Consider the following 20,623-nt stretch of genomic DNA (forward strand, 5'->3'; position numbering starts at 1 on the left):
TGTCGAGCAACCCATTGGCCGGGGTTGGCCACCCTGATATCTATACCTTTGAATGACAGATAGGAATGAATGATGACGAACCCTTTTGAGGACCAGGACGCCAACTACCTTGTTCTGAAGAACGAGGAGGGTCAGTTCTCGCTTTGGCCCACATTCGTCGACGTGCCGAACGGGTGGGAGTTGGCCTTCGGGGAGGCAGCGCGTCAAGCGTGTCTTGACTTCATCGAGAGCACCTGGACCGACATGCGCCCCAAGAGCCTGGTAGACGCCATGAACGCCGGCTGAGCAGGCTCGGGGACCGGCGCGGCTTTCCGACACGGATTGCCACCCCGCTCTGCATGCTGTGGGCCCCCTCTCCACCTACGGTGGAGAGGGGGCCCACGCGCATGCACCCACGTGCACGCGCTGGGCATCCGTCGAGGGAGTGACTCTGTATGCCCGGCACGGACGTGTTCGCACTGATCGATGAGAAGGGCATGGTGGTCGAGTGGGGGCGCGCGGCCGAGGAGCTGTTCGGGTGGTCCGCGAAGGAGGCCGTCGGCCGGTCCGTGGCCGACCTCGTCCGTGAGATCGCCGGCGGCGGCGAAGGGCGGCGCGAAGGGACCTCGGACGGGGCTGCGGTACTGGTCAAACCGGTACTGCGCGGCGAATCCCTTCTCTGGCACGTGCAGGGGGAGGGGCGCACTCCGTCCTCGTGGGACGGGACGATCCTGAAGGCCCTGTTCACCCGGCTCCCGGTGAGACTGCACGTTCTCGACGACCAGCTGCGCGTGGTCCGCGCGAGCACGGCCATCAGCACCCCGGGTGACACACGAACGGGGCCCCTGTCGGGCAAGCACTTCACCGAGGTGTACGACCTCGAGGACCCCGAGGGAGAAGCCGCCGTTGCGCGCAGGGTCCTGGAACGCGGAGAGCCGGTGGTGAACCGACTGGTACGGGGCCGCGCAGCACCGGGCTCGCCCGGGCGCCGCATCCATTCCGTCTCCTACTTCCGCTTGGAGGACTCCCGCGGAGACGTGCTCGGACTGGTGACATCCGAGGCCGACGTCACCGAGAGCGAGAGGACACGGAACCGTCTGGTTCTCCTGGACGCGATCCGCACCCGGGTGGGGCCCAGCCTGATGGTGGACACCGTCTGCCGCGATGTCGTGCAGGCCTCCGTGCCCGCTTTTGCGGGCACTGCCGTCGTCGATGTGGCCGAAGCCCTTGTCCGCGGAGAGGACGCGCCACCGGTCCCGGCCGATCAGGACATGCCCCTGCGCCAAGTAGCCTTCCAGGGCCCCATCTCGCCACACCCGGGGGGAGAGGTGCGGTCCCTGCCGGCGGGCACCCCCTTCTCAGACATCCTGACCGACCTCCGTCCGCGCGTCATCCAGATCGAGGAGGACAGCGGCAGCGCGTGGTTGGCCGCGGACCCGTTCCGAGCCGACCTCGTCAAGCGATCCGGTGCGCATTCCCTGATCGTCGCGCCGCTCGCGCTGCACGGTCGGGCACTGGGCGTGGTCAGCTTCTACCGCCACGGTCCACAAGACCGCTTCGAAGACGAGGACATCGAGGTCGCGTCCGCGATCTGCGCGCACGCCGCGCTCTGCATCGACAACGCCGCCCGGTACATGCGCGAATGGGTTGTCGCGCTGACCGTCCAGCGCAGGCTGCTCCCTCAACACCCGGCCACGCAGGACACCGTGGACATCACTCACCTGCACCTTCCCGACCCGGAAGGCGGCGGAGCCTGGTTCGACGTGATCGACCTGCCCGGCGCACGGACCGCGCTGATCGTCGGCGAACTGACAGGGCGAGGCATCATCGCGGCCATCACGACGGGTCTGTTGCGGACGGCCATCCACACGCTCGCCGCCCTCGATCTGCAGCCCGATGAGCTGCTCGCCCGCCTGAGTGACACCACGGTCCGACTCGCCACCGCCTACGCCGCCAGGCCTTCCGTAGATCCCCGCCACAGCGAGCCGCTCACCGTCGGCTGCACCATCGCCGTCTACGATCCGGTCGATCTCACCTTCGCCATCGCGCGCGCCGGCCTGCCGGAGCCGGTCGCCATCCTCCCCGACGGCACCTCGGCCGCCGTGCCCGTCCCCCTCGGTCCCCTGCTCGCCGACACAGGAGACGCACCGTTCCCCGCGACAACCGTCAGCCTGCCCGCGGGAAGTGTCCTGGCGCTGGGCACAGCCGCGCTCGCGGACGAGGTCCTGGCATCCTCCGCCCCGCTGCGACCGCTCCTGAACAGCGCCGGCAGGAGGCCGCGGCCCGACGTGTGCGCCGACATCGCTGAGGCGTTCACCGGAGGCGAAGCCCTGCTCCTCCTCGCCCGTACGAAGCCCCTGCCCCCGGAGCGGGTACTGACCTGCGACCTCCCTGCAGAACCCGAGGCCGCACCCATCGCCCGCTCAGCGGTTCGTCGTCAGCTGGACGTCTGGGGCGTGGACGAAGAGACGGCGTACACCGCCGAACTGATCGTCAGTGAGCTCGTCGGCAATGCCGTCCGCTATGGCGCTCCTCCTCTGCAACTACGCCTGATCCACGAGCGGATGCTGACCTGTGAGGTCAGCGACGCCGCGACCAGCTCGCCGCACGTCAAACACGCCCGCACCGTCGACGAGACGGGCAGAGGTCTCTTCATCATCGCCAGCCTCGCGGAGCAATGGGGCACCCGCTACCGGGCGCAGGGAAAGAGCGTCTGGGCAGAACTGCCCACCAAGGCATCGTCGACCTCTTCATGAACGGCCCGCCCCGCCCTGCCCTGCCCGCCGGCACGACATCGCCTCAGACTCCGTGATGGCCATTGAGGATGGCCGAGCCGAGGGGGGTGAGGCTGTGGTGTACGGAATTGCGATGGCGGAGCGAACGGGTGAGCCCTGCTGCACGGAGAGCGGTCGCATGCTCGCTCGCACTCGCGGGCGCGAGACGTGCCCGAGCGGCGAGTTCCTTGGTCGTGCAGCCTTGGTGTTCTGCGATGGCGGTGAGCACAGCAGCACGGGTGCGCCCCAGGAGGGCGGCCACGGCGGGGGAGGAGGCATGGCACGGAGCGGCGGCTCGATCGGTGAGCCGAAGGGGTCGCTGCGGGTCCTGGCCGGCGGGATAGCTGACGGCTGCGGGCCGGCCGCGGGTGACGACGGCACGATCACAGAAGAGTGATGGAACGAGCAGCAAGCCCTGTCCTTCCAGATGCAGGTCGCGGTCGGCTCCGCCCACCATCCGGATCTCGAGGACAGGCGGGTCCCACCGCATCCACTGAGGGTTCGCCTGCGCCAACAGACGCTCGACACCGCCGGTGAGCAGCTGTTGCAGGCGCAGAGTCCGGTCGATTGCCAGGTGTTCACCGAACTGCGCCCAGTACGGGGCAAGCAGGCAGGCGTACAGATGCCCGAGTCCCGTGCAGAGCTCGGCAAACAGAGATGCGTCGTCCGCCAACCGGCGGGTCCAGTCGGGGAGCGAAGGGCGATGGGGCGCGATCGCGCGCAGATTGTGGCGGATACGTTCGGCAGGTGTGCTGCGCACCTGTGCCAGGAGGTCCTCGAGGGCACCTGCTTTGGCGGGGCTGAGGAAGCCCGGCGACGCTCCCACGGCAGGCATGAGGGCGAGGGCCATGCGCGCTTGGGCAGACAGCTGTGCGCGGGTGCGGTCCCGCCAGGCACCGAATCGCGCGGGCTGGCTGCTGCTCTGTACGGCCCGCGCCGCAAGCTCCAGCTCATGCAGTGGCATCGGCCCATCGGCCACACGAGTCCGTGCGAGATCCTGCACCGTGAAGTGTATGCGGTAGACCATGGCGGGCTGGGGGGATCCTTCCGGAATGTGACTCTTCGGTTCAGGCCGAATCAGATCGTGATCGCTGCGTCAGACGATGATGCTGGACTCACATCCGCTGCGCGGCAGTCCCTCGAACGGCAGCTTGCGGAACAGCGAGTGGAATCGTATATGCAGAAATCTCGCCCACCAAAAGGTCTGAATCGTGCATCGTTTCAAGAGATCCCTCGCCAGGGTAACCGTGAGTCTTGCTCTGGCTGTTGGTATCGTCGGCACCGCAGCTTGCGTTTCCGCCGCCGCCCAGCCGATTGATCCCCAAGCGTGGTACCTCTGCAAGCATGCAAACGTGGCAGGAAATCAGCCCAACGATTGCCTGAAGGCGTTCGGTGCCCCCTGGAGGGTGGACCACGCACCCTCTGTAGGTGAGGGTTTCAACGATGCGATCACATCCATCAAGACCAACGGGTACGTTCTCGAAACATGGAATGACTTCTTTTTTCAAGGGACTTATGGGCGCTTCCCCGCATGGGGCACATGGAATCAGCTGAGTTACCCCTACCAGGACTCCATTAGCTCCTACTCCAGCCCGGGTTAGCAGCGGTGCTCTGTGAACCCAACCGACCCTACGGGTCCTTCCCTGCTGGGCAGGCTCCGCTGCTTCCTGAGCCTCTCGGCCGGCTCGATGCGCTCTCGAGCACTCCTGTCGAGCCTGCCGGTGTGCCTGAGTGCCGGCCTGCTCGTCGCCTACAGCCCCATGTACACCGAGAGCCCGCCCCGCACGCCCGTCCCGGCGTCGGTGTCGGCTCAGCACATGGTGCACCTTCTTGAGTCCCTCCTCCCGCAGGGGAACCATTCGGCGCAACAGGGACAGGGGCTCACCGACAAGTCCGGGCCGGCGCCCTCTGCCGAGTTGCTTTTCGAGCACGGCGGTCGGGCAGCAGAGATTGCGGTGAAGCTCGGCAGGTTCTCGGTGCCCGTCCCGTCCCAGTTCCTGGAATGCCCCGACACCGCCTATCACCCCCATAGTCGCTGTACGCGGGCTGTCCTGTCCGGTGGGGCAACGCTCGTGCAGGACCAGTCACCGAAGTACCAGGACAAGCCGTCCGGCGAACAGCTGCTGACAGTGCTGCTCACCTATGAGGACGGCAAGCAGGTCTTCGTTTCCGAAGCCGGCGGCAGTGGCGAGGGCAAGGGTGAGGGCGAGGGTGAGGGCAAGAGTGATGCCGGGAAAACCGCTCTTCCGCTGACATTCGATCAGCTCACAGCCGTGGCCAACTCACCTGTTTGGAAGCCCGTGCTCGCCATGATGCCCGCGCCCTCCGAAGGGCCCCGGGTGGCTTCGGTTCCAAGGATGACCGGGCAGCACATCACCCACGTCATCGAAAAGCTGCTGCCCGCCGGACTGAATGCGGCGCACGAGGGAGGGGCGGAGGGATTTGGGCACGTCGTGGTCGATGACGGAAACGGCGAGAGCCTGGTTGCCGTGAACGTCCAGCGGTGGAGACCCCATGACCCGTCGATGCGGAAACTGTTCGAAGGGGCCGACACCTTGCCCGACGGGACCCGCATCAGCATCCGTCGGGGGCCCGCTTCAGGTGGTGGCGAAGGTGCGGTCGCATGGACCGCCGACACTCTCCGCACGGACGGTCTGCGGGTCGTGGTCTCGGCAGTCAACGCCCGTGCCTACCGCCTGCCCGCCGGCCGCGGTGAACCAGCCCTGAAAGTCGAGCAACTCAAGCAGATGGCCCTCGATGAGGCCTGGCGCACGGCCAGTCGCTGAACCTTGTTTTGCTTCGGCATTCGCAGGAATGACCGAAGTGCCATAGGTGGCTTTATGCCCCGCAACATCAAGAGTGAACGAGGATCCATGACCATCAGTCAGATAGCCGGCCAGCCCAACAGGTCGGTCCTCACGCCTCGGATGCGCCGCAGGGGATGGGGTGTCACGCTCGCGAGTGCGCTCGGCGCCTTCGTCCTGACGCTCAGCATGTCGACTCCCGCCCAGGCCGAGATCATTACGAACTTGCCGCAGAAGGCCAGCGGCCTCGAGCAGACTTTCTCTCCGGCCTACGATTACGACGGGAACGGCTGTTATGCCACGGCCGCCCTCCGCAGCGACTGGAGGCTCAACTCCGGGCTGCCCCTTGGGGGTGGTGGCCCTGATGTCAACTGCCACGATCGCGCGAGGCTGGACAATTCCAACACCTACTCCCGCGAGAAGTGCAACAACGGCTGGTGCGCGATCATGTACGCCAGCTACTTCGAGAAGGACCAGGTCGGAACCTGCGCGCCCAATGCTTGCGCCGGTCACACTCATGACTTTGAGCACGTGATCGTTTGGGTGCAGAACAATCAGGTCAAGTACGTCTCGGTGTCGTGCCACGCCGGTTGGAGCACCTTTGGTCGTTCCAGCATTCGCTTCGATCCGAGCGGCACCCATCCGAAGATCGTCTACCACCAGGACGGCGGCTCGACGCACTGCTTCCGCATAGCCAACAGTGGTGACGAAGCAGTGGAGAACGTCACCGGGGGTTGGGTCTACCCGCGCCTGGTCGGCTGGGAAGGCTACAACGACGTAGACCACCGGAACCACTTCATCTACAGCCAAAGCACCAAGAACCATTTCGGCAGTGCTTCGATCAAGCTCGGAACCGGGACCATCGAGAACCAGCTCGCGTCCGCACAGGCAAAGATCGACACGCCTATCGCGTTCAACCCCTACGGCTGACGTCCCCCACGTCAGGCAGTGATTCCCACCTCGCGGCGTCGCGTCGACGTGTGATCGACGCCCTGCGGGCCGGTTGAGGCCCGCAGGGCGTCGGCGTGGGGAGGTTTGGGCCTCTGTCGGTGGCGGCTGCTGGGCGAGCCGTTCACCGCCCGCGAGCGTAGGCTGGAGATCACGTTCCGCGAGCACGGCGCCGAGGCTTGCGCTCGCGTCCGGACAGCTGCAGGAGCGGGCGCCGGCAGGCGTGATCAATTACCTGTGCATCCCCTGGTGAAGATGCTGCTCCGCCAGGTACAGGCTTTCAGAGGCCATGAAACCAACCAGAAAGCAGCATGGGAGGTCGTTGTGGGCATCGCAGAGCAGGACCGCGCAACGAACGTCGATGAACAGCCGACCATGGACATGAATCTTGAGGTCGTCGTGATGCCGGTGGCTGACGTCGATCGTGCCCTGCGCTTCTACCAGGGCTTGGGGTGGAGGCTCGATGCGGACTTCGAGGCGGGCCCGGAATTCCGGATCGTTCAGCTGACACCTCCGGGTTCGGGATGCTCGATCCACATCGGCCGCGGAATCACGCCGGCGGCAGCAGGCTCCGCCCAGGGCATGTACCTCGTCGTCCAGGACCTCGCCCAGACCCGCGCCCGACTGGTGAGCCAGGGTGTCGAGGTCAGCGAGATCTTCCACCGCGTCTACGACACCGGCGCCCAGGAACAGGTGGACGGCCCGCACCCCGATGCGGCCAGCTACAAGTCGTACGCGACGTTCAGCGACCCGGACGGCAACGGGTGGCTGCTTCAGGAGGTCCGAGAGCGACTGCCCGGGCGATGACCGTGGTGCGGAGCGTTCACGGAAATGTGACTCTTGAAGCTCATCCTCGGAGTATGGGTCACCGACTTGAGATTGCTTGCTCAGCAGGAGGACCGCCATGAACAGCGTGACACGACCGCTTCTTCACGGTGCTGTTGCGGGACTCGTCGGTACGAGCGCGCTGAATATGGCAGGTTATGCCGACATCGCGGTTCGAGGCCGGCCCATCAGCGATACACCTGAGATCACGGTGCGTACCATTGCCGCGAAGCTTGGTATCCGCATCCCCGGGGACGATCAGATCCGGGAGAACCGGATCTCCGGCCTTGGCCCCTTGACCGGATACACCGTGGGGATGGGCATGGGGGCGGCGCTGGCATTGGCACAGGCTGCCGGCTGGCTTCCGGCGAACGCTTCCCGTTATGCCGTTGCGTCTCTCTTTGCGCTGACTGCCACGAATGCGCCGATTGTTCTCTTGGGAATCTCGGATCCACGGACCTGGGAAACCGCGGACTGGATCTCAGACATCGTCCCGCACGTCCTCTTCGCGGTCGTCACGGTCGGTGTCATCGACAAGCTGGAAGCGGCGGGCACCTAGCCTTGAAGCCGGGACGACAGGCGGCGGCGTGCCCCTCCGGGCCCAGGCGGCCCGCACCGTCGGCTCCTCCTACGGCTGCGGACGGGCGGGGCACGAGTCGGCCGACTGCGACATCGTCCATCCGTCCCCGAGTACATGCACGCTCGTGTGTGCGGGGGAGCGCTGCGCCGCAGGCAGTGCGGCAAACGCCCCACTCGTGTGAGCGATCGTGCACGCCAACTGCAGCATGGCCGGACGGCTGAGGGGAGCGACGTCATCGGGAAGCCTGATGGAGACGCCGTTGCCGCTGCCGGCCGTCACCTCCGGTGTGTCCTTCAGCCGGGGCAGCTCCGTGGTGGCCGTCGCGGCCTCGCTCGTCGTCGGTCCGCCGAACAGGCGGCCCACGACGGTCCCGAGGTCCGCGGGATCGCCGATCTTCCGCGGGTAAGCCGTCAGATCACCGTCGTCCAGGAAAAAGAGGGAGACGGCGGCCGGCACCGAGGGCTTCGGACCGGGGGCGAGCATGCCGCTCGCCGGTTCGCCGGCCTGGATGACGCCGGACGGCGGGACTCCGCACGCCGTCAGCGTCAGCGTCAGCGGCAGCGTGAGCGCGGCCGCGAGCCCGACCAGCCGCGCCGTCACGCGCGAGCCCTTCACCGGGCACCCTCGGTGGAGTCGGGGTCGGCGCCTGCGATGTCGCGCTGCAGGGGGAGTTCGACGGTGAACGCCGCGCCGCCCCCGGGAAGGTTGGCGGCGCTGATGCGTCCTCCGTGCAGGTGCACGTTCTCCTGCGTGATGGCCAGGCCCAGTCCGCTGCTCTTGCTCCTGGTCCGTGTGGTGCTCGCCTTGTAGAAGCGCTCGAAGATGTGGGGCATGGCCTCCTCGGCGATGCCCGGCCCGTTGTCGGTCACCTCGATGACGGCCCACGTCTCTTCCGCTCGCTCCTCCCGCACGCCCATGGTCAGCCGCACCGGCGGCGCCCCGTGCCGCAGCGCGTTGCCGACCAGATTGGCCATCACCACGTCGAGCCGGCGCGGGTCCACGCGCGTCCGGAGCACGCCCGGCCGGGGCAGGTGGGTCTCCACTTGGCCCTGCCATCCCCGAGCGGCGAGGGTGTGCGGGACGAACTCGGCCAGGTCGATCTCGTCCAGGCTGAGTTCGGCCGCGCCCGCGTCGAAGCGGGAGATCTCCATCAGGTCGTTCACCAGTCCGCTCAGCCGGCTGGTTCCCTCACTGATGAGCCGCAACGCCTCGCCGGCGTCCTCGTTCACCTGCAGCGCGTTCTCGTCCAGCACGTCGGTGACCGCCGACATCGCCGCCAGCGGCGTCCGCAGCTCGTGGGAGACGTCCGCGACGAAGCGACGTGCCCGGGCCTCCAGGCGGCGCAACTCCGCGACCGAAAGCTCCAGGGCCGCCGCCGTGTGGTTGAAGGACAGCGACAGGTCGGCCAGCTCGTCGGAACCGTTGACGTCCAGCCGGACGTCGAGGTGCCCCTCGGCCATCCGGCGTGTCGCCCCGCGCAACGCCCGTACGGGACGGAGTACGCCGCTCGCGGCCAGCAGCGCCAGGACGACGGCGAGGCCCAGTGCCACCAGGGTGGCGTGCTTGATGGCACTGACCATCGCCTCGACGTAGGCCTGTTCGGTGTTCTGCGGCGCCACCAGGTACATCACCACCCCCGAGAGCCCGGGCTCCGCGCCGCCGCCCGTGCCTTCGCCGCTGCGGTAGGTGACCGGCATTCCGACGACGAGGTAGGGATGCCCGCCGGCGTCCACCCGCTGGAACACGGCGGCGCGCCGGGTGTCCACGGACCGGCGCAGTTCCGGGCTGAGCTTGTCGAAGCCGCCACTGGGCTCGGATGCGCGCAGGTCGCCGTACGTGGCCAGTACCCGCCGCCCCGGTGCCTGGTTGGCGTGGAGCACGTGGTTCACCGCCTTCTGCAGGTGGCTCTGGCCCGGCTCCGGGGGAAGGTTGACCACCGCGGCTTCGACGCTGGTCCGGAACTGCCGGATGACGGAGTCCTGGCTCTGCTGCAGCACCCCCGTGCGCGCCTCCCGAAAGGCGACGGCTCCGGTGCTCAGGGCACTGGCCATGGCGACCAGGACGAAGGCCACCACCAGGCGGGGGCGCAGGCCCCGCAGCGGAAGCGGGACCTTCGCCAGGAGCGCCCGACGAAACCCCGCCGGCGCGGGGTGCTGCCCGGCTGCGACGGCCTCGTGCTCGCGTACGTGCTCGCGTACGGGTTTGCGTGGCCGTACGGATCTCCGGCTGCTCACGCGGACCCGAAGCGGTATCCGAAGCCGCGTACGGTCTGGATGTACCGGGGATCCCCGCCCAGCTCACCCAGCTTGGCGCGCAATCGCTTCACACATGCGTCCACGAGCCGTATGTCGCCGTAATAGCTGTGCTCCCATACCGCTTGCAGCAGTTGCTGGCGGCTGAAGACCTGTGCGGGCGAGGCCGACAGGGTCAGCAGCAGCCGAAGCTCGGAGGGGGCGAGCGCGACCGGTTCGCCGCGGTGTGTCACCACGAGCCCGGCCCGGTCGATGATCAGCTCGCCGTGCGATTCCGCCCTGGGCCGGACGGCGTCGGAGACGGACGCGTCCTGCCTGCGCAGTACGGCCCGTATGCGGGCGTCGAGCACCCGGGCCTGCACGGGCTTGACCACGTAGTCGTCCGCGCCGGCCTCCAGCCCCACGACCACGTCGATGTCGTCGCCCTTTGCGGTCACGATGATGATCGGCACCTGGTCGCGATCCCTGATCCGCCGGCATACGTCGAGGCCGGACATCCCCGGCAGCATGAGGTCGAGAACGACGACGTCCGGATGGAAGGGATGGAGCTGCTCCAGTCCCTCCTCACCCGTTTCGGCGGCGAAGACGTCATGGCCCTGGTGCCGCAGGCCCAGCTGGACAGCCTTACGGACATCTGGGTCGTCTTCGACGATAAGGACTCGTGGCACCTCGACAGTGTGGGCAGACCGCACGGGGCCTCCGACCTGCGAAAGAGCCCTCTCGGGAGCCGTTACAGAAGGGTCACATCGGCGTGGCGTCGGGCGGGAAACCCGGTGAACCCGCCGGGCGGCCGCTCGTTATCGGTTCGTGATCATTCGAACTCATGACGATCATCCGAACTGACCAGCTTGTGGTGCCATGCATGCGGAACGACAGCGGGAAGACGCATCGACCACCGGCGGCGCCGTGGCCTCCCACCGCGGCGGCCGTCAGCGGCCCTCGCACCGCCGGGGCCGCCCGCGCCGGGGACGGAGGTACCTGGTCGGCACGCTGGCGGCCGCGGGTCTGCTCGGCTCCGCTGCCTTCTTCCTGGACGGTGGGCGAAGCGACGCGTCCAGCGGCGCGCCGCAGCCGCGGAGCGCGCCACCCGTCACCCCGGCCCCCACCCCGACTCCCACGCCCACCCCGACCCCGACTCCCACTGAGATCGACGTCCCCTCGACGGGCGCCGGCACGTTCGTCGCCGCGCAGGCCGGCGGTGCGAAGGTCGGTCACGGTCCGCGTCCCATCCGGTACGTGGTGACGGTCGAGACCGGCCTCGGCATCTCACCGGCCCAAGCGGCGGACGAGATCGCCGACATACTCGCCGCCCCCCGGGGCTGGACCCACAACAAGGCCTACGCGTTCCAGTTGGTGGGCGCGGGCCAGCCCCACGACCTCACGGTGAAGATCGCGACACCGGGGACGACGGACGCCCTGTGCCTGGCGGGCATCCAGCAGGACACCAAGGGCGAATACAACTGCGAGGTCCCCGGTGGGGTGGTGGTGAACCTCAAGCGCTGGGTCAAGGGCTCGCCCACCTTCGACGGTCCGATCCACGACTACCGGGCGCTGATCATCAACCACGAGATGGGGCACTTCCTGGGCCACGCGCACACGACCTGCGCGGGCCCCGGCCGACCGGCTCCCGTGATGATGCAGCAGATCAAGGGCCTGCACGGATGCATCGCCAACGCCTGGCCCTACAACAAGAACGGTCAATTCGTCACCGGCCCGCCCGTGCAGTGAACGGGCGACGGCCAGCGTGGCCGTCTCCGCCATCAGGGACTGGACTCCGGTTCTGGACGTCCCTCTCGCGTTCGGAGCCCCGGTCGCCGGAGCCCTCGTCGGACGCCTGGCCGGTCTCTACCCGTCACTGCGGGCCTCCCGCAGGGAACCCGTCGCCGCTCTGCGCTCCTGAAGGTCTCCATCCGGGCGAAGCCGTGCTCGATCCGGTCGGGTGGAAAGTGATGATCTGACAGTCAAAATCTGTAAAGAGACGACTCATCCGGGTGCGTGCCGAACTGCGCCGGCACCCGGAGCGGGATATCAAGGAGCGTGAAGGTGAGCGCGAGGCCCGACGGTCGCCACCCCACGGCTGAGGAGTACGTCTCTTGGAGATCGAGATCAATGGCGCCCGGCGCACGGTGGAAGTGGACGACGACCCGGCCGCCGTGGAAGTGGTGCGCGACCGGCTGGGGCTGACCGGCACCAAGCTGGTCTGCTCGGGCGGGGTGTGCGGGGCCTGCACGATCCAGGTCGACGGTGAGCCCCGCGTGTCCTGCCTGACGCCGGCGGTCGCGCTGGCCGGCCGGCGGGTGACGACCGTGGAGGGCCTGTCCGGCCACCCGGTCATGCGGGCCTTCGCCGGTGAGGACGCCCTCCAGTGCGGCTACTGCACCCCGGGGTTCGTCGTCGGGGCGGCGGCGTTCCTCGAACGGTGGCGGGCCGCGCACGGCCGCACCCGGCCGGGGCGGGAGGCGATCGCGGACGCGCTGGCGGGCCACCTGTGCCGGTGCGGCGCGTACGAGGGGATCTTCCGCGCGGTGGCCGCGGCCTGCGCGGGCGAGTACGACACGGAGCCGGCCGACACGGAGCCCGCCGGCGGGGAGGCGCCGGCGGTCCCGCGCGCCGAGGCCCCGGAGAAGGCCGACGGATCGGCCCGGTACACCACGGACCTGCGCCCCGAGGGACTGCTGGAGGGGGTGATCATCCGCTCGCCGCACGCGCACGCGCACGTACGCTCCCTGGAGGCGGGAGACCACCCGCTGGTGCCGCTGCTGCCTCCCGACGGCGTGGTGCGGTACGTCGGGCAGCCGGTGGCCGCGGTCGCCGCGCCGGACCGGGCCTCCGCACGGGCCGCCGCGGCGCGGGTCACGGTGGACTACGAGGTGCTGCCGGCGGCCCTGGACGCACGCCGGTCCCGGACCGGCGAGGGCCCGCTGGTCTACGAGGACAAGGCGGCGCGCAAGCGGGCGCCGGGGTCCGGCGAGACCCCCCAGCTGCTGCCCACTCGCTGGCGCGGCAACCTGCGGGGGCCCTCCGCCATGAGCAAGCGCCCCGCCACGGCCGTGCGCCGCATCCTGGAGGCCCGGGACCGGAACCCCGAGCGGGTGGTGGAGGGTGTGTTCACCACCGCCGCGCAGACCCACACCCCGCTCGAACCGCACGCCTGCCTGGCCCAATGGGTCGACGGCACCCTCCACCTGGAGGTGTCCACGCAGTCGGTGAAGCACACGGCCGAGCTCGCCGCCGAGCGCTTCGGCCTGCCCGCCGAACGGGTGGTGGCGCGGGCCGTCCACGTAGGCGGCGGCTTCGGCTGCAAGATGGGGCTGACCTCCGATGTCGTCGCCGCGGCGGAGCTGGCCCGGCTGCACGACGCCCCCGTGCGGGTGGTGCTCGACCGGGACGAGGAGCTCACCGACGGCGGATACCGGCCCGGCACCCGGATCCGGCTGGCGATGGTCGCGGACGGGGCGGGCGACCTGAGTGCGCTGGCCATGGACGCGGACACCGACGGCGGGGTCTCGGTGGGCGGTTCCGTGGCATCACTGGCCCGCTTCATGTACGGCAAGGCCCCGCGCCGGCTCCGTGACTTCGACGCGGTCACCCACCGGCCGCCGGCCGCCCCGTTCCGCGGCCCGGGAGGACCCACGATGTGCTGGGCCCTGGAACAGGCCGTCGACGAGATGGCCCACCGGCTCGGCCAGGACCCGATCGCCCTGCGCCGCCGCTGGGACGGCAACCCCAAGCGGCACGCCTTGTACGACCGGGCCGCCGCGCTTCCGGTCTGGTCGGGCCCCCGCGGCGGCACCGGGCGGTTCCGCCGCGGTGTCGGCGTCGCCGCGGCCAACTGGCTGTACTTCCTCGATCCCGTCACCGAGGTCGAGCTCACTGTCGAGGACGGGGTCGTCGTCGCCCGCTGCGCCGTGCAGGACATGGGCACGGGCTCGCGGACCGTGCTGCGCCGGGCCGTCGCCGAGGGGCTCGGCGTACCGGAGGGGAGGGTGCGCGCCGAGGTCGGCCGCAGCGATGCCGTACACGGTCCCACCTCCGGCGGCAGCCGCACCACGCCCTCCCTCGCGCCCGCCGCCGCGGACGCCGCCGCCCGACTGCGCGAGGCGCTCGGCGGCGGTGACGTCGCCGCCCGCCTGGACGAGGCGCACGGCCTGCGGGTGACCGGCCGCCGCCCCCGCGACCGCCGGGGCTACGTGACCCCCTTCACCCTGGGCGGTATCGCCATCGGCCGCGGCTTCACCGGATCGGTGCAGGTCGCCGAGGTCGAGGTGGACACGCGGCTCGGCCGGATCCGCCCGCTGCGCGTGTGGAGCGGCATCGCCGCGGGCCGCATCCACGAGGACCGCCTGGCCCGCAGCCAGTGCGAGGGCGCCGTCGTCCAGGGCGTCGGCTACGCCCTGTACGAGGAGCGGCGCACCGACCCGGTCACCGGTCGCGTGCTTACCGAGAACCTGGAGGACTACCGCATCCCCGGCATCGGCGACACCCCCGAGATCACCGTCCACTTCCATCAGGAGGGCTTCGAGCACGTGCCCGGCGGCGGTGTCGGCCTCGGCGAGATCGCGACCCTGCCCACCGCGGCGTGTCTGGCCAACGCGGTCCACGACGCGACCGGCTGGCGCCCGTACGACATGCCCATCCGCCCCGACCGGCTCCTGGAAGGACTGGGCAAGTGAGCACCGAGCCCGCCCTCGCCGACCTCTCGGCCGCCGTCCTGGCCCGCGGCGGGGAGCTGCGCGCCGGTGGCACCGACACCACCGCCCGGCAGCGCAGCGGCGTGTCCCCGGGGCCGTTCACCGACCTCGACGGCGTCGGCGACCTGCGCGGCTGCACGCCGCTGCCCGGCGGCGGTCTGCGGATCGGCGCGCTGACCACCCTCGCCGAGCTGGTCGCCGATCCGCAGCTGCGCGCCGGCTGGCCGGCCCTCGCCGTGTCGGCCGGGACCGCGGCCACTCCGCAGATCCGCGCAGCCGGCACCCTGGGCGGCAACCTGCTGCAGCGCAACCGCTGTTGGTACTACCGCAACCCGCACGTCAGCTGCCTCCAGAAGGGCGGCACCGACTGCCCAGCGCGCGCCGGCGACCACCACTTCGGCGTGGTCAGCGGCGACGGCCCGTGCGTCACACCGCACCCGTCCACCCTCGCGATGGCCCTGCTCACCTACGATGCCGAAGCTGAGATCCACGGCGAATCCCCGCGCGGTGTCGCCGACTTGTACGGGGACGGCGACCGGCTCTTCCACGCCGACCACCTGCTGCCGCCGGAGCGCATCCTCACCGCGGTCCACCTGCCCGCACCCCTGCCCGGCGAACGGGCCGCCTGCCACCGGGCCATCAGCCGGGCCCACGCCGAATGGCCCCTGGTCGAGGCCACCGCCCGGCTCGCGCTCGACGGCGCCACCATCACGTACGCCGCCGTCGCCGCGGGCGGGGTGGCGCGCGTCCCGCTGCGGCTGCCGGAGGTGGAGGACGCACTGATCGGCCGCGAGGCCACCCCCGCGGTCCTCGCCGACGCGGCCGCGACGGTACTCGCCCGCTGCAGGCCGCTGCCGCAGACCGGCTACAAGGCCGGACTGTTCAGGGACACCGTCCTGGAAGCCCTGGAACAGGCCGCCGGCCCGGCTGCCGCCGGCTAGATCGTCCCCTTTCTGCACGAGCTCCGCGCGCCCGGTGAGGGCCGCGCGGAGCTCGGCACGTCCGCGTCTTTCGCCCTCGTGGAAATGAGCGTGAGGGCACGGTGCGGCGGCCCGGAAACGGCCCGATTTTCAGGCGCGACCTGTGATCGAATTCGAGTGGAATTCGAGTGAACCTCCAGTGCCGCATTTGAATCTGGTCGTGGCTTGATCAACAAGACAGGCCGTTCCGCGCGTTATTGGAGGATCCTTATGCAGAAGCGTTCGTTAATCGCCAAGGCCGGTATGCTGACCGCCGCCACCGCGGCCGCCTTCGCCTTCTCGGTGGCCCCGGCCTCCGCGGCCGCAACGGTGACCGTGTCGCCCGGCACCGGCCTGGCCAACGACCAGTCCGTGACCGTGACGGGCATCGGGTACCCCGCGGGTGTCGAGGTCGCCGTGTCGCAGTGCGCCGACGGCAACAAGTGCACCGACAGCCTGGCGAAGGCCGTCGTCGCAGCTGACGGCAGCTTCACCACCAACTACACCGTGAAGAAGGTGTTCTCCGCCACCGACTGGAGCACCGGCTCCACGGTGTCCGTGGACTGCGGGGTGCAGCAGTGCCAGCTGGTCGCCTACGTCGAAGCCACCGGTGCGGTCGGCGCCGACATCTCCTTCGGCTGAGTCCCGCCGAGCGACCCGGGTGCCCCCTTTCGGGCACCGTCCCACGGGTGCGCTCGTACCCCTGGGGCCCGGCGCCGGCCGGGCCCCAAGTGGGGCGTCCGCGGCGGAAAGACGTGGACTGAATTCCCTTACACGATGCGAAGCGATAACGCGAGTTTTTGTCGGCGAAGCGATATCGACTGCCGTGTCGTATGGGACGCTCCATTCCATCCGGTGTCCGCATGGCGATCACCGGCGGCGGGCACGAGAATGGGACGGGTGGCTCCTGCAAGTCGTGGAGGGCTGATGCGTCCCTATCCGCCGATTTCCGAGCACGGTCTGATCGGGGACCTGCAGACGTGTGCGCTCGTGTCTTCCGAGGGCGTCCTGAACTGGTTCTGCTCACCCCGCTTCGACGCGCCCAGCGTCTTCGCCGCACTGCTCGACCACGACCGCGGCGGGTACTTCGCCATCACCGCGGACCCGCCCGGAGCCGCCGCCGTCGGCGGGCCGGGATCCGAGGCCCGCGTCGTCACCCGCCAGCTCTACCTGGCCGACACCGCCGTCCTGATCACCCGATTCCTCACGCGCGAGGGCGTGGGGGAGGTGGTCGACTTCATGCCCGTCCGGGATCCGCACACCGCCACCGACCGGCACCAGGTGGTGCGGGTGCTGCGGACCGTACGGGGCTCGGTGCGCTTCGCCCTGGAGTGCCGGCCGCGCTTCGACTACGGCCGCGCGCGCCACGACCTGGCCCTGGACGGCGCCACCGCCCGCTTCGAGGGACCCGGCATCACCGCACACCTCCAGGCCGTCGGCCCCCTGACGCTGGAGGCCGACGGGGGTGACGTACGGGGCTCCGCCACGCTGACGGCCGGTGAGCGAGCGGCCGTCGTCCTGACGGTGTGCGACGCCGGCGGCGAGGCACCGCGGCCCCCGAACGCCGACGAACTGACCGAGGAGTTCGCCGCCGTGCGCCGCTTCTGGCACGAGTGGATCGGACGCTGCACCTACCGGGGCCGCTGGCAGCAGATCGTCAACCGTTCGGCCATCACCCTCAAGCTCATGACGTACGCGCCCACCGGCGCGCCGATCGCCGCCGCGACCATGGGTCTGCCCGAGGAGGAGGGCGGCGAGCGCAACTGGGACTACCGCTACACGTGGGTCCGCGACGCCTCCCTGGCCGTGCGCTCCATGCGCGAGCTGGGGTTCGCCGAGGAGGCGAACGCCTTCCGCAACTGGCTCCAGCAGCGGTTGCAGGACGGGGGAGCCCCGAACGGCGAACCGCTGCAGATCATGTACCGCGTCGACGGGGATCCGTACCTGACCGAGGAGGTCCTCGACCACCTCGCGGGGTGGCGGGGCTCCTTCCCGGTGCGCGCGGGCAACGGCGCCGCCGGGCAGCTGCAGTTGGACATCTACGGCGAGGCCGTCTACGCCCTCGCCCAGCCGGGCCGGACCGGCGACGTGGCCGGTTACGACGGCTGGCTGTCCTCCGCCGCCGTGCTGGACTGGCTCTGCGACAACTGGGACCGCCCCGACGAGGGCATCTGGGAGACCCGGGGCGGCCAGCAGGACTTCACCTACAGCCGTCTCATGTGCTGGGTCGCGCTCGACCGCGGCATCCGCCAGGCCACCACCCTCGCCCGGCCGGCCGACGTGGCCCGTTGGACCGCCGCCCGCGACGCCATCCTGCAGCAGATCATGACGCGCGGGTGGAGCGAGGAGCGGCAGGCCTTCGTCCAGCACTACGGAACGACCGTCCTGGACGCCTCGCTGCTGATGATGCCGCTGGTCGGCTTCATCACCCCGAACGATCCGCGCTGGCTGTCCACCCTGGAAGCCATGGACGGCGAACTCGTCTCCGACAGCCTCGTCTACCGCTACGACCCGGCCGCGTCCCCCGACGGCCTCCTGGGCTCCGAGGGCACCTTCTCCCTGTGCACCTTCCTCTACGTGTACGCCCTCGCGCGCGCCGGACAGCTCGATCAGGCCCGCTACGCCTTCGACAAGATGCTCACCTACGCGAACCACGTGGGGCTGTTCGCCGAGGAGATCGGACCCACGGGCGAGCAACTGGGCAACTTCCCGCAGGCCTTCACCCACCTCGCCCTGATCGCCGCGGCCCTAGCCCTGGACACGGAACTCGACCGGGCCGCGAGCCGCGGCTAGCGGGCCCGGCCCCGGGGGCGGCCTCCAGGTCAGGCTTCGGGCGGGAGGGGCAGGAGAGCACTCCCTCGGCCGTCAGCCTGTTGGCCCACCGTGGCCTGACAGGTCGCCGGCGACCGCGTCGGGCGCCTGAAGCTCGACGCCGGCCGGCCAGGGCCGACCTGGCGGTCCGTCTGAACGCCCCCGACGCCGTACGCGTCGGCACCGAGTTCACCTACACCGTCACGGTGACGAACGCCGGACCCTTCGCCGCCGAGGACCTCGTCGTCAGTCTGGACCGGCCGCGCGGGGCGCCGGTCACGGGTGCGTCCCCCGACTCGGACCGGGGGAGTCCCGCCCGGGCGACCTGGCGGATCAAGACCCTGGGCGCCGGACAGCAGCGGTTCTTCCACGTCACGGTGCGCGCCTCCCACCCGTCCACCGTGACCGCGACGGCCGCCGTCGCCTCCCGGACCAAGGATCCGAACGGGAGGAACGACTCCGCCACGGCCACCACCCGGGTGACCGGCCGCGGCTGAATTCGGCCGAACTCCTGGAAGGGCCCCACCGCCCGGTGGCGCCGCCACCTGCCGGGTCGGCGCCACCGGACGGGTCAGTCCACGTCGATGTGGACGCTGGTCGACTTCACGCGGGCGACGGCCCGGACGCCCACGGCGAGTCCGAGTTCCTCGACGGCCTCGCGGGTCAGCAGGGAGACCACGCGGTGGGGGCCGGCCTGGATCTCGACCTGGGCCGCGACCTCGCCCAGGGTCACCGCGGTCACGATCCCGGGCAGCGCGTTGCGCGCCGACGTGGCGGACCCGTCGTCGTCCGCGGCGGCCTCCCGGGCGAGCTCCACGCAGAAGGCGGCCAGGTGCACGCCCTCGACCATCCGCTTCGTACCGTCCCGCACGGTCGGGAAGCGACCGGCATCGGCCCAGCGGCGGGCGGTGTCGGTACTGACGCGGAGGAGTTGGGCGACCTCGCCGATGGTGTAGAGCTGCACCCCGCAACTCTATGCCGCAGCCAGGACGTCGCCCGCCCCGCAGCGGCGGCCGGATCCCCGCGGAGCCTGCGCGCGAGGGCGCCGGGGGCCGCTGATCGGTAGGCTGGAGCCGTCGGGCGCCTGCGACGGGGAGGTACGGGGATGGGGAACACCACGACCGCCGATCCGGGGCTGTACGGCCCGTCGTCCGTCACCTGGCAGTGCCACGGCGACCCGATCATGTGGGTCGCCGGGATCCGCGCGCTCTACCTCCAGGCCCTCCACCCGCGCGCCGTCCGCGGGGTCATGGCGAACTCCGACTTCCGACACGACGCCTGGGGGCGGTTGCTGCGCACCGCCGACTTCGTCGGCACCCTCACCTACGGCACCACCGAGGCCGCCGAGCGCGCCGGCAGCCGCGTCCGCGCGATCCACCGCGCCCTGTCGGCCACCGACCCGGACACCGGCGAGCGCTTCCCCGTCGACGACCCCGAGCTGCTGCTCTGGATCCACTGCGCGCAGATCGACAGCTTCCTGCACGTCCTGCGCCGCTCAGGCGTCCGCCTCACCGCCGCCCAGGCCGACCGCTACGTCGACGAGAACCGCGTGGGCGCCCGCCTCGTCGGACTCGACCCGGCCGGGGTCCCCGCCGACACCGCCCAGCTCGCCGCCTACTTCGAGCGGATCCGGCCCGAGCTCGCCGCCGGCCCCGACGCCCACGCCGTGGACGACTTCCTGCGGGGCCCGCCCGTGCACCCGCTCCTCGTGCCTGGCCGAAACCTGCTGTGGCCCCGCATCGCCGGTCCCGCGTACGGTTCCCTCCCGGGATGGGCGCACCAGCTGTACGGGCGGCCCGCTCCGGCACCGCGCAGCGTCACCCGGCGCCTGCGCCTCACCGGACTCGTGCTGCGCAGCATTCCCGCAGGTCTGCGGTGGAAGCTGCCGCCAGGTCACATCTTGAAAGCGATGCGTCGCATGGGCCCCGGGAGCCGCCCCTCGCCGTACACACTGCGTACATCAGCGGCCATACTGGACCGGCCGGGGAGGGCGTAGCGCG

Annotated in this window: 20 protein-coding genes; 14 read left to right on the top strand and 6 right to left on the bottom strand. The window is 70.3% G+C overall.

Annotated elements, in window-relative coordinates; genetic code table 11:
* The first annotated feature begins 72 nt into the window (after positions 1-72).
* Both OG534_RS33855 and OG534_RS33860 read left to right on the top strand, forming a co-directional pair.
* On the top strand, positions 73-285 hold the full coding sequence (locus tag OG534_RS33855; RefSeq protein ID WP_326594002.1) for an MbtH family protein: 213 nt from the start codon (positions 73-75) through the stop codon (positions 283-285).
* A 149-nt stretch (positions 286-434) separates the two neighbouring features.
* Complete coding sequence (locus OG534_RS33860; protein ID WP_326593195.1) at positions 435-2,735, top strand: SpoIIE family protein phosphatase; 2,301 nt, start codon at positions 435-437, stop codon at positions 2,733-2,735.
* Positions 2,736-2,778: 43 nt separating this feature from the next.
* Here OG534_RS33860 and OG534_RS33865 read toward each other — a convergent pair whose 3' ends face one another.
* Positions 2,779-3,780 (bottom strand): ArsR family transcriptional regulator, encoded by a 1,002-nt coding sequence (locus OG534_RS33865; RefSeq protein ID WP_326593196.1) that lies wholly within the window; start codon positions 3,778-3,780, stop codon positions 2,779-2,781.
* A gap of 88 nt (positions 3,781-3,868) precedes the next feature.
* Positions 3,869-4,261 (bottom strand): hypothetical protein, encoded by a 393-nt coding sequence (locus tag OG534_RS33870; RefSeq protein WP_326593197.1) that lies wholly within the window; start codon positions 4,259-4,261, stop codon positions 3,869-3,871.
* Positions 4,262-4,513: 252 nt separating this feature from the next.
* On the opposite strand from OG534_RS33870, the gene OG534_RS33875 reads away from it, so the two are divergent.
* The 4 genes from OG534_RS33875 to OG534_RS33890 all read left to right on the top strand — a co-directional run bounded on the left by OG534_RS33875 (position 4,514) and on the right by OG534_RS33890 (position 7,889).
* A complete protein-coding gene (locus OG534_RS33875) occupies positions 4,514-5,539 on the top strand; it encodes a hypothetical protein (protein ID WP_326593198.1) in 1,026 nt (341 codons plus the stop codon).
* Positions 5,540-5,626: 87 nt separating this feature from the next.
* Entirely contained in the window at positions 5,627-6,487 is an 861-nt protein-coding gene (locus tag OG534_RS33880) for an NPP1 family protein (protein WP_442807189.1), read from the top strand.
* A gap of 273 nt (positions 6,488-6,760) precedes the next feature.
* On the top strand, positions 6,761-7,312 hold the full coding sequence (locus OG534_RS33885; RefSeq protein WP_326594005.1) for a VOC family protein: 552 nt from the start codon (positions 6,761-6,763) through the stop codon (positions 7,310-7,312).
* A 97-nt stretch (positions 7,313-7,409) separates the two neighbouring features.
* On the top strand, positions 7,410-7,889 hold the full coding sequence (locus OG534_RS33890; RefSeq protein ID WP_326593199.1) for a hypothetical protein: 480 nt from the start codon (positions 7,410-7,412) through the stop codon (positions 7,887-7,889).
* Positions 7,890-7,958: 69 nt separating this feature from the next.
* Here OG534_RS33890 and OG534_RS33895 read toward each other — a convergent pair whose 3' ends face one another.
* From OG534_RS33895 to OG534_RS33905, 3 genes are read right to left on the bottom strand one after another with little or no spacing between them, the layout of a single operon-like run.
* Entirely contained in the window at positions 7,959-8,525 is a 567-nt protein-coding gene (locus OG534_RS33895; RefSeq protein ID WP_326593200.1) for a hypothetical protein, read from the bottom strand.
* Positions 8,522-10,144 (bottom strand): HAMP domain-containing sensor histidine kinase, encoded by a 1,623-nt coding sequence (locus tag OG534_RS33900; protein WP_326593201.1) that lies wholly within the window; start codon positions 10,142-10,144, stop codon positions 8,522-8,524. The genes OG534_RS33895 and OG534_RS33900 overlap by 4 nt, the downstream gene beginning before the upstream one ends.
* Positions 10,141-10,830, bottom strand: coding sequence for a response regulator transcription factor (locus OG534_RS33905; protein WP_326593202.1), 690 nt, complete (start codon positions 10,828-10,830; stop codon positions 10,141-10,143). The genes OG534_RS33900 and OG534_RS33905 overlap by 4 nt, the downstream gene beginning before the upstream one ends.
* Positions 10,831-11,020: 190 nt before the next feature.
* Here OG534_RS33905 and OG534_RS33910 point away from each other — a divergent pair, with 190 nt between their 5' ends.
* The 7 genes from OG534_RS33910 to OG534_RS33940 all read left to right on the top strand — a co-directional run bounded on the left by OG534_RS33910 (position 11,021) and on the right by OG534_RS33940 (position 19,120).
* Positions 11,021-11,890, top strand: coding sequence for a DUF3152 domain-containing protein (locus OG534_RS33910; protein WP_326593203.1), 870 nt, complete (start codon positions 11,021-11,023; stop codon positions 11,888-11,890).
* A gap of 16 nt (positions 11,891-11,906) precedes the next feature.
* Positions 11,907-12,062: a hypothetical protein gene (locus OG534_RS33915; protein ID WP_326593204.1), complete on the top strand. Its 156-nt coding sequence runs from the start codon at positions 11,907-11,909 to the stop codon at positions 12,060-12,062.
* A gap of 193 nt (positions 12,063-12,255) precedes the next feature.
* Positions 12,256-14,835, top strand: a complete 2,580-nt coding sequence (locus OG534_RS33920; protein WP_326593205.1) for a molybdopterin-dependent oxidoreductase — start codon at positions 12,256-12,258, stop codon at positions 14,833-14,835.
* Positions 14,832-15,794, top strand: a complete 963-nt coding sequence (locus tag OG534_RS33925) for an FAD binding domain-containing protein (protein ID WP_326593206.1) — start codon at positions 14,832-14,834, stop codon at positions 15,792-15,794. Before OG534_RS33920 ends, OG534_RS33925 begins: the two co-directional genes overlap by 4 nt.
* A gap of 249 nt (positions 15,795-16,043) precedes the next feature.
* Positions 16,044-16,454 carry an enediyne antibiotic chromoprotein gene (locus OG534_RS33930; RefSeq protein ID WP_326593207.1) on the top strand — a complete coding sequence of 137 codons (411 nt, stop codon included), beginning with the start codon at positions 16,044-16,046 and terminating at the stop codon, positions 16,452-16,454.
* A 285-nt stretch (positions 16,455-16,739) separates the two neighbouring features.
* Entirely contained in the window at positions 16,740-18,605 is a 1,866-nt protein-coding gene (locus OG534_RS33935) for a glycoside hydrolase family 15 protein (protein WP_326593208.1), read from the top strand.
* 80 nt (positions 18,606-18,685) lie between these two features.
* A complete protein-coding gene (locus OG534_RS33940) occupies positions 18,686-19,120 on the top strand; it encodes a DUF11 domain-containing protein (protein WP_326593209.1) in 435 nt (144 codons plus the stop codon).
* Positions 19,121-19,194: 74 nt separating this feature from the next.
* On the opposite strand, the gene OG534_RS33945 is transcribed toward OG534_RS33940, so the two are convergent.
* The gene (locus OG534_RS33945; protein WP_326593210.1) at positions 19,195-19,587 is read right to left on the bottom strand and encodes a TOBE domain-containing protein; all 393 of its coding nucleotides are present in this window, start codon (positions 19,585-19,587) and stop codon (positions 19,195-19,197) included.
* A 141-nt stretch (positions 19,588-19,728) separates the two neighbouring features.
* On the opposite strand from OG534_RS33945, the gene OG534_RS33950 reads away from it, so the two are divergent.
* On the top strand, positions 19,729-20,619 hold the full coding sequence (locus OG534_RS33950) for an oxygenase MpaB family protein (protein ID WP_326593211.1): 891 nt from the start codon (positions 19,729-19,731) through the stop codon (positions 20,617-20,619).
* The last annotated feature ends 4 nt before the right edge of the window (positions 20,620-20,623 follow it).

Source organism: Streptomyces sp. NBC_01294, from assembly GCF_035917235.1.
GTDB lineage: Bacteria > Actinomycetota > Actinomycetes > Streptomycetales > Streptomycetaceae > Streptomyces > Streptomyces caledonius.

What these genes read in the sequence shown, in the direction of transcription:
- OG534_RS33860 (WP_326593195.1), top strand. Translation starts at nt 435, where the DNA reads ATGCCCGGCACGGACGTGTTCGCACTGATCGATGAGAAGGGCATGGTG.
- OG534_RS33880 (WP_442807189.1), top strand. Translation starts at nt 5,627, where the DNA reads ATGACCATCAGTCAGATAGCCGGCCAGCCCAACAGGTCGGTCCTCACG.
- OG534_RS33885 (WP_326594005.1), top strand. Translation starts at nt 6,761, where the DNA reads ATGCTGCTCCGCCAGGTACAGGCTTTCAGAGGCCATGAAACCAACCAG.
- OG534_RS33950 (WP_326593211.1), top strand. Translation starts at nt 19,729, where the DNA reads ATGGGGAACACCACGACCGCCGATCCGGGGCTGTACGGCCCGTCGTCC.
- OG534_RS33910 (WP_326593203.1), top strand. Translation starts at nt 11,021, where the DNA reads ATGCATGCGGAACGACAGCGGGAAGACGCATCGACCACCGGCGGCGCC.
- OG534_RS33890 (WP_326593199.1), top strand. Translation starts at nt 7,410, where the DNA reads ATGAACAGCGTGACACGACCGCTTCTTCACGGTGCTGTTGCGGGACTC.
- OG534_RS33930 (WP_326593207.1), top strand. Translation starts at nt 16,044, where the DNA reads ATGCAGAAGCGTTCGTTAATCGCCAAGGCCGGTATGCTGACCGCCGCC.
- OG534_RS33865 (WP_326593196.1), bottom strand. Translation starts at nt 3,780, where the DNA reads ATGGTCTACCGCATACACTTCACGGTGCAGGATCTCGCACGGACTCGT.
- OG534_RS33855 (WP_326594002.1), top strand. Translation starts at nt 73, where the DNA reads ATGACGAACCCTTTTGAGGACCAGGACGCCAACTACCTTGTTCTGAAG.
- OG534_RS33875 (WP_326593198.1), top strand. Translation starts at nt 4,514, where the DNA reads ATGTACACCGAGAGCCCGCCCCGCACGCCCGTCCCGGCGTCGGTGTCG.
- OG534_RS33935 (WP_326593208.1), top strand. Translation starts at nt 16,740, where the DNA reads ATGCGTCCCTATCCGCCGATTTCCGAGCACGGTCTGATCGGGGACCTG.